Raw genomic sequence first — 12,122 nt, forward strand, 5'->3', positions numbered from 1 at the left:
TAAATTGTCTGGTGGAAATCAGTAATTACATAGAGCCTGTTAAATTGAACCGGGTTTCTTATCAAGGTATTGCTGATGAGGAAACACTGGGGAATCACATATTTTTTTTTGATGGAACGCCTCAATGGTTTTTGGATAAGAAATTTGACATAGCCATACTGGGTGTTCCCGAAACCAGAAATTGCCAACGGGCAGTTTCAGCTGAAGCTCCGGTCATTATGCGCCGATGGCTGTACGGGATGAGAAAAATTTCTTCCGGAGAAGTAATTGCTGATTTAGGCAATGTTAAAGGTAACAGTCTTAATGATCGTTATGTTGCTCTTAATGAAGTGATTGAATATCTTGAGCAGCGGGATGTTGTGGTTTTAGTCCTCGGAGGTTCGCAGGATTTGACGGTTCCTGTTTGCGGGGTTTTCCCAAAAACAGTCAGAAAATTCAGCCTTACAGTGATCGATTCGTTTATTGACGTGTTGCCGGCTAACGACGATTTTTCAGAAAGAACCTTCCTGAATAAGCTGATTGCTGATTATGGCCCTGAAAATATAGAGGATGTGAGCTTGTTGGGATGCCAAAGTTATTATTGCACTGGCGAGCAGGAACGGGTACTTGACGAGCATTATTTTCGGTTGGCACGATTAAAAGATCTCAGGGATGAGAACATTGAAACTGTAGAGGTTTTTTTGAGGCAGTCGGACATTTTGAGCTTCGATTTTTCGGCCATTAAAGGGATGCCGGTGCTGCCTGAAGGGAATAATATGCCAAACGGTTTTTCAGAACTTGATGCTTGCAGAATTTTATGGTATGCCGGAGCTTCTGATGTTTTAAAAATTGTCGGGCTTTTTAACTTACCTTCAGGGAATTCTGAAGGCAAGGAGTATGGTCCTTTGGCGGCACAGATGTGTTGGCATTTTTTAGAAGGACGAGGAGCTCGTTGTGGTGACTTCCCTGCAAGGTCATTTCAGGATTATGAATTAAAAGCGGTTTACCTGGAAGAGTTTGATGCTTCCCTTAAATTTTATCATAATCCGGCCAATGGCAGATGGTGGCTGATGGTGCCCCACGGCGAGAATGAGCGGTTGATCCCATGTGCCGAAAAAGATTATAAGGAAGCTGTAGCTAAAGAATTACCTGCCTTGTGGTGGCATTTCTTTATGAAGAATTCAAAGAATGGAAATAAATAGTGCCAACAAGAAAACTATGGATTTTCCGAGTGCTTGATTCGAAAAGTTCAAGTTCAAGGCTTGGTCTTTCTGAAAACCAAGGCGTTTACTTTCGTAAATAACTGTTTTCAGAAAGGGCGTAACGCAGAAATTGTACTTTTCGGGCAAGCACTAAATAGAAGAATTATTTTAGTTTCTTAATGAAAAACGAAACCTTTACCGGCCAAATATAGTATATGGACTTAGCTTTTTGCGTAGATAATATACGTTCTTTTGATGGAGACAAGGGCCTGTCAAATAAGCAAATAGGGGTTTTGCGGGGAGGTGGTAAGAAAACAGTGTCACCTATTTTTAACAAAATAAAAAGTAGGAGTTTTGTTTTTTTTCTTTTATTTTGCATTTCCTCCGGACTTTACGCCCAATTTGACCCCATGTTTAGTCAAAACATGTTTAACCATTTGAACACCAACCCGGGATATGCCGGGAACAGTGGGAAGATGAATGTTGTTTTGATGAACCGTAATCAATGGACGGGATTGGAAGGGGCTCCGGTTACAACGGTAGCAGGTGCTGATGCAGCTTTGAATTTATTTGGTAAAAAGTTTGGTGTTGGGTTGGAAGTGATGAATGATGACATCGGTTTTTTTAACAACCTAATGATAAGATTGTCATTCGCACGAAGATATCTACTCGGTGAAGGAGAGTTAGGAATTGGAATTTCAACGGGAATTCTTAGTCAGAGTTTTGATGGTTCCGGAGTGGTGATTCCAGAGAGTGATTATCATGATCCTAATGATCCGCAGATCCCAACAGAAAAAATTAGTGGGTTCACTCCGGATTTTGGATTAGGAGCTTTTTATCAGGGGCCCAATTGGTATGCTGGTGCAGGTATTCAGCATTTATTTGCTCCTGAACCAAACTTTCAGGATGAGTTTTACGTATATGTGCATCGATCCCTGTTTTTAACAGGAGGATACCTGATAAATCTGGAAGAACGAAATTTTGATTTGGAACCTTCCATTTTTTTCCGACAAGGTGGTGGAAGCTGGCAGGCAGATTTGAATGTGAATTTGCACTTTCGGGAAAAGTATTGGGCCGGACTGACGTATAGATATCAGGATGCAGTGGTTTTGCTAGCCGGTCTGAACCTGAAGAATGGAATAAGAGCCGGATATAGTTACGATATAACCATATCAAAACTTTCAAACAGCAGTAGTGGTTCACATGAAATAATGATAGGTTATTCTTTCGATTTGAATATTAATAAGAAGAAAAAGAGATATAAGAGTGTCAGATTTTTGTAGAAAATTAGAACAAAATAGATTATCCGAAATACTATGAAGAAAGTACTTGCCCTGAGTGTCATCGTAGTCACAGTTTTAAGCGGATGTGGTCAGTCCGGCGGCGGAGAGTTGGTCGGAGTATCCAGAAAAGCGGCTTTTTATGAGCCTGATCCTTATGGTATGCTTTTTATACCGCAAGGCAGCTTCAATATGGGCCCGGCAGACGAAGACCTCGCTTATACTATGAGTTCCCAGAAACGGACCATGTCAGTTCCGTCGTTCTGGATGGACGAAACCGAGATTACCAACTCCGAGTATCGTCAATTTGTTTATTGGGTTCGCGATTCATTGGCTCGTCGATTGTTAGGTGAGCAATTCGAAGAATTCATTATTGCAGAGGACGAATTTGGTAATCCCATCGATCCTCCATTCCTGAACTGGGATGAACCTATCGATTGGCGTAATGAAGAGTATGCTGCCATTCTGGAGGAGATGTTTCTGCCTGAAAACGAACGGTTTTTCCGTCGAAAAGAGGTTGATACCAGAAAATTGGTATATGACTACCAATGGGTAGATCTTCAGCAGGCAGCAAAGAAGACCAACAGGTACAACTATGAAACCAAGGAGTATGAAGGGATGGCATATGACAAGGATGGTCGCGAACGTGAAATCACCGATCGTTCTGCATTCATCATGAGCGATCAGGTTTTGGTTTATCCGGATACACTTGTCTGGGTTGCTGATTTCACCTATTCTTTCAATGAGCCATTGACTGAAAAGTATTTCTGGCACCCAGGATTTGATGAATATCCTGTGGTTGGAGTTACCTGGAAGCAGGCTACCGCATTTGCGATCTGGAGAACCAATCTTCTTAACGATTATTTGATCAGTAAGGGAGAGCCGGTAGTAAGTAACTATCGTTTACCCAGTGAGGCTGAGTGGGAGTATGCCGCTCGTGGTGGTCTTGATCAGAACAAGTATCCATGGGGAGGATATTACACCCGTAACAACCAGGGATGTTTCCTTGCCAACTTTAAACCGCTTAGAGGACGCTATGGAGATGATGGGGGAATGTACACCATGTCTGTAGCCAATTTTGCTCCCAATGATTTTGGACTGTTCGATATGGCCGGAAACGTCGCTGAATGGACTTCCAGCGCATACGACGAGTCGTCATACGGATTTATGCATGACATGAGTCCTACCTATAAATACAATGCCCGCCCCGAAGATCCTGAAGTGATGAAGCGAAAAGTTATCAGAGGTGGATCCTGGAAAGATATCGGGTATTATCTGCAGAATGGTATTCGCACCTATGAATACCAGGATTCAGCAAAGTCATATATCGGTTTCCGGTGTGTGCGTGATTTTATCGGAGGTTAAATTTTAGGATTGGAAAAGAAAAAATTTTGTTATGGGTCTTTCGGAATTTGTACAGAGTCCTGCCTATAAAAAGGTAATGGGTAAAGTTTACGGATGGGGTGCTGCACTAGTACTTGCAGGAGCCTTGTTCAAAATTCAGCATTATCCGGGTGCCGGACTGATGCTACTGATTGGAATGGGAACAGAAATTGTTATCTTCTTTCTTTCAGCATTTGAGCCCCCTCATGAAATGCCCGACTGGAGTTTGGTTTATCCCGAACTTGTAGGCCTTGAGCCCGAAGATCGCGGAAGAAACAGAGGAGGCTCCGGTGGTGGAGGAGGTAGCGATTTGGCTGCTCTTATCGAAAGCGGTACGCTCGAGCCCGATGTTGTAGAAAAATTGAGTCAGGGTATAAAAAAGCTTTCTGCAACAACTGGTCAGTTGGCTGATCTGAGTGATGCTTCATTGGCCACAGAAAGTTACCTGCAAAGTATGAAGATGGCTTCTGAATCGGTCTCTAAATTATCTAACTCTCAGGTTAAGAGTGCGCAGGAACTTGAATCACTAAGTTCGAGTTATGGTGAAACAGCCCAAAAAATATCTGCCGGAGGTCAACAGTTGGCAGATGGAATGGCTGCTGCAGGAGGTAACCTTGTTAAAGATATTGAGACCTCTGGCCAGGCGTTGGTTAGCTCTTATCAGACTCTGAGTAAATCGATGAATGAAAATGCCGGTCAATTGGCAACAAATTCAGAAAGCTACAAAGAGCAACTGAGTGAAGCAAATAAACAGCTGGCGGCTATTAATTCTGTTTATGAAATGCAATTAAAAAGTATTTCCGAACAGATGGAAGCTTCTAAAAGCGTAACTACCCAGTTGGGAAGTATTGACCAGGAATTCAGGAAGTCAGTCGAGGACGCTAAAACTTATCAGGAAGAATTGGGTAAGTTGAATCAGAATATTTCTGAACTCAATACCATTTATGGCAATATGCTGAGCGCCATGAACATGGGGAGTAAACAAAATTAATCAGGAAAGTAATAACCTTAAAGACCTTTTTGTGATATGAGTGGTGGTAACTGTCCTGAAACGCCGAGACAAAAGATGATCGGAATGATGTATCTTTTCCTGACGGCTATGTTGGCTCTCAATGTTTCAGGAGAACTTCTTCAGGCTTTTCAACTGGTAGATAGCAGTATCAGAAAAACCATCGAAACGATGGAGAATAAAAACAGCCTGTTATATTCTGATTTTGAAAGCGCATATGCCACTAACGAGAAGAAAGTTAGTGACCAGTATCATAATGCCCTCGAAGTTAAGACAGAAGCTGACAGTTTGTTTAAACATATACAGGACTTGAAAACGTTAATTGTTCAGACAGCTGATGGTCCTGAGGCTACCCCAACGCATTATACTTCTTTGGACAATCAGGATATTGCGGCGCAATTAATGATTACCGAGAGGGGCGGGGCCAGAAGTAAAGAGTTGAAAGAACATCTGATTCACTATCGTGACGTTTTGAGTGAAATGGTTGACCCCGCGGATACAGCCCTTCTTAATGCTCTTGAAAGAACGCTGACTCCTAAAGATCCACCAAGATCGGAAGGCGAAGGTCGCAGTTGGGAAAGTGAAAAATTCGAGCATTTACCAATGTCTGCTGTTATGGCTCTTATGAGTCAGCTTCAAAGTGAAGTCAGGAATATGGAGTCTGATATGATTAGGTATCTATATGGCAAAATTGATGAGGGCTCTTTCAAATTTAACAGCGTTGAGGCCATCGTTATACCCCGATCGGAATATGTGATTCGCGGTGATGAATATTATGCGGAAATCATGCTTGCTGCAAGAGATACTACGCAGCCTCCGATTGTTACTGTGAATGGTGAAGAGTTACCCATTAATAATGGGCGTGGAGTTTTAAGGATTCCGGCTAATTCCACTGGAGAAAAGGAATGGAGCGGCGAGATTGCGGTAATGGGACCCGATGGAACCTATACGCGACGCGACGTTGCTGGGTCTTATCTGGTATCACAACCAGGTGTGGTAATTTCACCAACTAAAATGAATGTATTTTATATTGGTGTTGAGAATCCCGTAGAGGTTTCTGTTCCCGGCGTACCCAGTGAGAACTTGAATGTGAGAATTACCAACGCCAGGATGAGAAAAATTCGTGGAAATGAATACTCTGTTTCTCCGAATGCCAATTCATCAGGTAAACAAGCGATAGTGAGTGTGAGTACCACACTTAACGGGCAAACTCAGAATCTGGGCAGCCAACCATTTCGAATTAAGCGGGTGCCTGACCCGGTGGCTACAGTTGCCGGAATGCGTGGCGGAGGTATTGGAAAGAACCTGTTGTTGGCACAACGTGCCGTTATTGCTAAAATGGATAACTTTGATTTTGACCTTAAGTTTAATGTTATCAATTTCAGAATATCCACAATCAGAGACGGATATCTTCAGTTCGTGGACAGTGAAAGTGGCGTGATTACCACTGAACAAAAAGACTTGATTCGGGGTGTAGGAGTTGGAGGTGTTGTTCTGTTCAACAACATACAGGCCAAAGGGCCCGACGGTTCTACACGTGACCTTGGATCACTTAGTTTTACAATTCAATAAGGATTTGAAAAGAAAAAATATCTTACGATGAGAAAACAGCTTCTTATAATGTTTTTGATTGGAGCTTTTGGATTTGGTTCTCTGAATCTTTCAGCTCAACGGAATGATGATAATCTTCCGATTGACGGGTTGTTTGAAAAACAACATGTGGTAAACAGAAAACCTGTTCCATATCCCAGTATCAGGGAAGCTGATATTTTGTGGGCAAAAAAAATCTGGCGAATTATTGATTTACGCGAAAAGATGAATTTGCCGCTCTATTATCCTACTACTCCTATGGACGATCGTTACAGTTTGATTGATCTTATGCTTAAAGGAGTTGTTGGTGAAGTTGGAGATGGTGTGCTTGGTGATATCACCGCGTTCTCTGCTTTTTCAGAAGATGAATTTAAAGTTCCGCTGGAAAGTGAAGACGATATTCTGAAGAACCTGGGCGCCGGTACCCGCACTGTTATGATTGAACAGGAGGATGGTACTATGGCGGAGCAAACGGTTGTAGAGGGTGCTAAAACCTATGAAGTGAAGCAGATAATGGTAAAAGAAATCTGGTACTTTGACCGTAACTACTCACGTCTTGATGTACGAATTCTTGGACTTTGCCCTATTCGTGAGTCTGTGAATGAAGATCTGGGGGAAGCCGCAGGTGCAGCAGGAGGTGTGGTTAAAAACAAAGCATTCTGGGTTTATTTTCCTGAAATAAGGGATCTCTTTGCGCAATACGAGGTGTTTAATCCAATGAACGATGCTCAGCGAAGAAGTTTTGACGATATCTTTATTAAACGTTACTTCGGAAGTTATGTGGTTCAGGAAGCCAACGTGTTTGACAACAGAACCATTGAGTCTTATACCGTAGGAAAAGAAGCTGTCCTTGAGTCTAAGCGTATTGAAAATGAAATATTCCAGTGGGAACACGATCTGTGGAAGTTTTAATAAGATATTTTCATCAAAAAAAACCCGGATTATTTAATTCCGGGTTTTTTTGTGCTCTGTAATTCGAGATGAAAAAATTATTCTCTTCCAAACTCTGTTTTGATATCGTTTGTGAATTGTCTGATTTGCTGTTCATTTTCTTTAGGACATATCAATAGAGCATCGCCTGAGTCCACCACAATATAATTCGATAAACCCTGAACAACAGCAATTTTGTCTTCCGGTACATTTACGATGGAGCCTTCAGTATCGTACAAAAGAGTTTTTCCGTTTATGACAGCATTGCCTTCCTTATCCTGAGCGGAATATTCATAGAGTGAGGACCAGGTTCCTAAATCAGACCAACCAAAATTTACCGTTTCCACATATACATTATCGGCTTTTTCCATGATACCGTAATCAATGGAAATATTCTTGCATTCTGCATAGATGTCGGTAATCTCTTTTTCTTCAATAGCGGGTTTTGTCTTCAGAGGATCAAAAAGCTGTTTAACTTCTTTCAGGTGACTCTCAAAGGAGTGGTTGATGGCTTTAAGAGACCAGAGGAAAATGCCTGAATTCCAGAAAAACTCACCACTTTCAAAGAAAACCTTTGCCAGTTCGGCGTTGGGCTTTTCAGTAAAAGTCTTTACTTTCTTGATGGCTTCATTGTTGGCTTCGTTCTTCCCGGTCTGGATATATCCATAACCCGTTTCGGGGCGATGCGGTTTTATACCCAGAGTCAGCAGGGCGTCATTAGTATCAACGAAATCCAGCCCTTGATTGATGGCTTTGTGAAATTCGCTTTCATTGATGATCAAATGGTCGGCAGGGGTTACCACAATGTTGGCGTCCGGATTTCTTTCCTCAATCCATTTATTGGCAAAAGCGATGCAGGGTGCCGTATTTCTTCTGAATGGTTCTGTAAGCACCTGGTCGGGTTTTAATTCCGGAAGTTGTTCTAATACCATCTTGCCATAATCCCCACTGGTAACTACAATGATATTTTCAGCCGGACAGATGGGAGCGAACCGTTCAAATGTTTGTCTCAGGAGACTTTTTCCTGTCCCCAGAATGTCGAGGAATTGTTTTGGTGTTTCAGTTTTGCTCAGGGGCCAGAAGCGACTTCCGATTCCCCCTGCCATGATGACACAAAAAGTGTTGGTTTTCATTTTTTACTTCTTTGATGTTAACAATTGTAAGTCAATTGATAATGGTTCTGTTTAGTTAATCAATGAGTTTTCTTTTTTTCATTCCACTAAATTAGTTACTATTTTTAAGAAAATTTTCAACCATGGCTTTTTTATACCAAACAGGCAGGTATTTTCTTTTTCTAAAGAGAGTATTCGGACGACCGGTGAAACACCGTATATTTTTTAAACAAATAATTGATGAAATTGATGACCTCGGGGTAGGCTCTCTTGGCATAGTTGTCATCATCTCCTTTTTTATAGGAGCAGTCATCACATTGCAAACAGCTTATAATATTGAGCTGCCAATTATTCCCAAATATACTGTCGGGGTGGCTGCGCGGGATACCATATTGCTGGAGTTTTCTTCTACCATTGTCTCCTTGATCCTTGCTGGGAAAGTGGGGTCGCACATTGCTTCAGAAATTGGCACAATGCGTGTGACGGAGCAGATTGATGCCTTGGATGTGATGGGGATCAATTCTGCAGGATACCTGGTTCTTCCTAAGGTGGTTGCCATGATTTTTATTAATCCATTTTTGGTAATGATAAGCATGGGGATTGGTATTGGTGGTGGCTGGGTGGCCGGAGCTTCCACAGGTGTGGTGCCCTCTCCTGAATACATCTATGGGATTCAATATGCCTTTATCCCGTTTTATGTGGTTTATTCCCTTATAAAATCAGTTGTTTTCGGATTTCTGATAGCTACGATCTCAGGATATTGGGGTTACTACACTTCCGGAGGATCTCTGGAGGTTGGACGCTCCAGTACGAAGGCTGTTGTTGTTAGTAGTATTCAGATCCTTTTGTTTAATTTGATTCTCACTCAACTATTATTGGCATGATAGAAATAAAAAGTATATATAAGTCTTTTGACGAGAATGATGTGTTGAAAGATGTGTCAAGCGTTTTCGAGGCCGGAAAGACCAATCTGATTATTGGTCAGAGTGGGTCCGGGAAAACCGTTTTGCTTAAAACTATTGTGGGACTTCACGAAGTGGATCAGGGGGAAGTGATTTATGACAGCAGAAGCTTTACAAAAATGCACGGGAAGGAGCGTAAAGATTTGAGAAAGGAGATGGGTATGTTGTTTCAGGGGAGTGCGCTTTTTGACTCAAAAACGGTGGAAGAGAATGTGAGGTTTCCGTTGGATATGTTCTCCGATATGAACATGAGCGATCGGATCGACAGAGCCAATTTCTGCCTTGAAAGAGTTCATCTTGAAAATGCCAATCATCTTTATCCTGCCGAAATCAGTGGTGGGATGCAAAAACGTGTGGCTATAGCACGGGCTATTGCTCTTAATCCAAAATATCTTTTCTGTGATGAGCCCAACTCGGGGCTGGATCCGAGGACCTCGATTGTTATTGATGAGTTGATTCAGGAGATAACCAAAGAGTACAATATGACCACCATTGTCAATACGCACGATATGAATTCTGTAATGGGGATTGGTGAAAAGGTGGTATTTATTGCCAATGGTGAAAAATGCTGGGAAGGAACCAATGGAGAGATTTTAAAATCAGACAACGAGCGGTTGAATGATTTTATTTTTGCATCAAAGTTTCTTAAACAATTAAGGGCCGGAAGTTAATAAACATCCGACCCTTAGGAATTTATTCAGAACTGTTTTTTCAGGGTTTCATTGCTTCCGGAAAGTCAACCCACATCCTGTTTCTTAATGGATAAAGCTTTTCCCTCAGGCCTGGTGCTTTTTTGAACTGTCTGGAGGCTGATTTTGCAATTGATTGTTCATCGCTTTGATCGTAAATAAAGGGTTCTCCAGTAATTACTGATATAACTTTAGCCATAAACAACTCTTCCGGATCTCCCAGATCTCCGGGATAGTTATAGAAATAGTCGTTCAGAACAACCTCCGGGATTAGCCCTTGTGTGTAGTCAATATTGTCCTCTGCATTGATGGAACGCAGAACGATAGGCTGGATTGCCCAGTCGTGCTTTTCTTCTTCATCATAAAGGGTAATCGAACCGTAATATTTTCCGTGAGTTTGCGTTCCGATTTGCACGACATCCATATAAGGTTCCAAACCATAGATAATCATCTCACTGGCAGAAGCCGTTGATTCAGTTGTGAATACATACAATTTGTCAAGATTGAGATTGGACTCGTGCTCCGTGAATTTGCGTAAAAAGAAATCATCCGGAAGATCAGGGTCTTGATTTAAGCTGTTGGTGACAACAGTATTATAAACGGTTTCAATAAAGACGTTACCTGCATTTCCGGTAGGGACCAACATGCTTCCCAGGAGTTCGGCCGTAGCCACAGAGCCGCCACCATTGTAACGTAGATCCAGCACCATATCAGTTACGCCTGCTTGTTTGAATTCCTGGATTACCGCTTCAAGATCGTCATTGTAATCAAAAACAAAGGAGGTATAAGCCAAATAGCCTATTTTGTGTCCAAGCGTATCTATGATGTTGGTTTTTACAATAGGATTCAGGTTTATTTCCATCGCTTGTATGGGGATTGTTGGTTCCAGATCTGACGTGTTGCCACCAACTATTTCGCCTAAAGTAATTTCAAAAGATGTCCGGGCCAGAAGATCTGAGTAATTCTCATCATTAATTAACTGCCCGTCAATTTTTATAATGATATCTCCTCTTTTCAGACCTGCTTCTTCTGCAGGAGTGTCCGGATGAACATATTCTATAACCGCAATCACCTGGTTTGAGGTAGAATTCAGATACATAAGTTGTAATGAGTAACCGGTGCTTTTTTCAATTCCGGAGAAATACTTTACCAGTGCCGGGTAATCATCGGTAATAAAGGACCATCTGTCTTCGGGATCCTTTAATAGCTTGTAAAAATACTCTTCTGAATCTTCTTCTTTTTCCTGATCGATGTCAGGCAACTCTTCATTCCAGAAATAGTAGATCTCCATATTTTCTTTTATGAAGTTGTTGATCATCAATACGTCCCCGTCAATTGAACTCTCGTTCTCTTCCTCTTCTTCGTTGGGGTTCAATTCGGTTTTAGGGACAACAGTGTTATTTTCATCATCAGAGCAATAGGTTAGAAAGGCTATTGAGAGAATTGAGATGAGCAACAAATAGATAGGGTGTTTCATTTTTTTCATGGGGTTCATTTTACTGGTTTAAATTAGGATTTTTTGTATCAGGTTAAGTTGTTGTTAAACACATGCTTTGAGGTCATAATTATTTGCAAAAAGAGTGATAGTATTTTCCTTAGACCTGACGCTGTTTGTTTTGATTTAAACTCAAATTTAGTGTTTTATTTTGAGAAAACTTTTTTGGAGAATGCTTATTTGTGTGTTTTTTGACATTGGCATTCATTAATTTGATAACGTTTCTCTTCTTTTAAATGATTTGGGAATGCTTTTTTAGCTTCTCCGGGCGAAGATAAATGACGGTTCTCTCTTTCTTTGATGTTCGGAGCTGATGAGCTGATGAGCTGACGAGCTGACGAGCTCAACCCTCAATCCTCAACCCTCAACCCTTCTTCTTCCCTTGACACTCTCCCCAAAAACTCTTACTTTTACTTTTCTGACATAGAATTTGAGACTTCTATATTTGACCCTCAATGGATTGACATTTTTTCACACAAATACTTTGAAAA

General features: G+C 41.4%; 10 protein-coding genes. 8 read left to right on the forward strand and 2 right to left on the reverse strand.

Annotation, left to right across the window (positions count from 1 at the left end):
• Positions 1-11: 11 nt before the first annotated feature.
• The 6 genes from W7W_RS0118590 to porN all read left to right on the forward strand — a co-directional run bounded on the left by W7W_RS0118590 (position 12) and on the right by porN (position 7,355).
• Positions 12-1,181 carry an arginase family protein gene (locus W7W_RS0118590; RefSeq protein ID WP_010665161.1) on the forward strand — a complete coding sequence of 390 codons (1,170 nt, stop codon included), beginning with the start codon at positions 12-14 and terminating at the stop codon, positions 1,179-1,181.
• 215 nt (positions 1,182-1,396) lie between these two features.
• Positions 1,397-2,464 carry a PorP/SprF family type IX secretion system membrane protein gene (locus W7W_RS0118595; protein ID WP_010665162.1) on the forward strand — a complete coding sequence of 356 codons (1,068 nt, stop codon included), beginning with the start codon at positions 1,397-1,399 and terminating at the stop codon, positions 2,462-2,464.
• 33 nt (positions 2,465-2,497) lie between these two features.
• Positions 2,498-3,826 (forward strand): gliding motility-associated lipoprotein, encoded by a 1,329-nt coding sequence (locus W7W_RS0118600; protein WP_010665163.1) that lies wholly within the window; start codon positions 2,498-2,500, stop codon positions 3,824-3,826.
• Between the two features lie 31 nt (positions 3,827-3,857).
• Positions 3,858-4,835 carry a type IX secretion system motor protein PorL/GldL gene (gene porL, locus W7W_RS0118605; RefSeq protein ID WP_010665164.1) on the forward strand — a complete coding sequence of 326 codons (978 nt, stop codon included), beginning with the start codon at positions 3,858-3,860 and terminating at the stop codon, positions 4,833-4,835.
• A 36-nt stretch (positions 4,836-4,871) separates the two neighbouring features.
• Positions 4,872-6,425 carry a type IX secretion system motor protein PorM/GldM gene (gene porM / locus W7W_RS0118610; RefSeq protein ID WP_081485204.1) on the forward strand — a complete coding sequence of 518 codons (1,554 nt, stop codon included), beginning with the start codon at positions 4,872-4,874 and terminating at the stop codon, positions 6,423-6,425.
• 27 nt (positions 6,426-6,452) lie between these two features.
• Positions 6,453-7,355, forward strand: a complete 903-nt coding sequence (porN, locus tag W7W_RS0118615; protein ID WP_029510670.1) for a type IX secretion system ring subunit PorN/GldN — start codon at positions 6,453-6,455, stop codon at positions 7,353-7,355.
• A gap of 77 nt (positions 7,356-7,432) precedes the next feature.
• On the opposite strand, the gene W7W_RS0118620 is transcribed toward porN, so the two are convergent.
• A complete protein-coding gene (locus W7W_RS0118620) occupies positions 7,433-8,506 on the reverse strand; it encodes a mannose-1-phosphate guanylyltransferase (protein WP_010665167.1) in 1,074 nt (357 codons plus the stop codon).
• Positions 8,507-8,628: 122 nt separating this feature from the next.
• On the opposite strand from W7W_RS0118620, the gene W7W_RS0118625 reads away from it, so the two are divergent.
• On the forward strand, positions 8,629-9,369 hold the full coding sequence (locus W7W_RS0118625; RefSeq protein WP_010665168.1) for an MlaE family ABC transporter permease: 741 nt from the start codon (positions 8,629-8,631) through the stop codon (positions 9,367-9,369).
• Positions 9,366-10,118, forward strand: coding sequence for an ABC transporter ATP-binding protein (locus tag W7W_RS0118630; protein WP_010665169.1), 753 nt, complete (start codon positions 9,366-9,368; stop codon positions 10,116-10,118). The genes W7W_RS0118625 and W7W_RS0118630 overlap by 4 nt, the downstream gene beginning before the upstream one ends.
• A 40-nt stretch (positions 10,119-10,158) precedes the next feature.
• On the opposite strand, the gene W7W_RS0118635 is transcribed toward W7W_RS0118630, so the two are convergent.
• Positions 10,159-11,622, reverse strand: coding sequence for a S41 family peptidase (locus W7W_RS0118635; protein WP_025007096.1), 1,464 nt, complete (start codon positions 11,620-11,622; stop codon positions 10,159-10,161).
• Between the last annotated feature and the right edge of the window lie 500 nt (positions 11,623-12,122).

This window comes from Marinilabilia salmonicolor JCM 21150 (assembly GCF_000259075.1).
Taxonomy (GTDB): Bacteria; Bacteroidota; Bacteroidia; order Bacteroidales; family Marinilabiliaceae; genus Marinilabilia; species Marinilabilia salmonicolor.

Coding starts and splice junctions, on each gene's coding strand:
- W7W_RS0118595 (WP_010665162.1), top strand. CDS start 1,397: ATGGACTTAGCTTTTTGCGTAGATAATATACGTTCTTTTGATGGAGAC.
- W7W_RS0118600 (WP_010665163.1), top strand. CDS start 2,498: ATGAAGAAAGTACTTGCCCTGAGTGTCATCGTAGTCACAGTTTTAAGC.
- porL (WP_010665164.1), top strand. CDS start 3,858: ATGGGTCTTTCGGAATTTGTACAGAGTCCTGCCTATAAAAAGGTAATG.
- porM (WP_081485204.1), top strand. CDS start 4,872: ATGAGTGGTGGTAACTGTCCTGAAACGCCGAGACAAAAGATGATCGGA.
- porN (WP_029510670.1), top strand. CDS start 6,453: ATGAGAAAACAGCTTCTTATAATGTTTTTGATTGGAGCTTTTGGATTT.
- W7W_RS0118620 (WP_010665167.1), bottom strand. CDS start 8,506: ATGAAAACCAACACTTTTTGTGTCATCATGGCAGGGGGAATCGGAAGT.
- W7W_RS0118625 (WP_010665168.1), top strand. CDS start 8,629: ATGGCTTTTTTATACCAAACAGGCAGGTATTTTCTTTTTCTAAAGAGA.
- W7W_RS0118630 (WP_010665169.1), top strand. CDS start 9,366: ATGATAGAAATAAAAAGTATATATAAGTCTTTTGACGAGAATGATGTG.
- W7W_RS0118635 (WP_025007096.1), bottom strand. CDS start 11,622: ATGAAAAAAATGAAACACCCTATCTATTTGTTGCTCATCTCAATTCTC.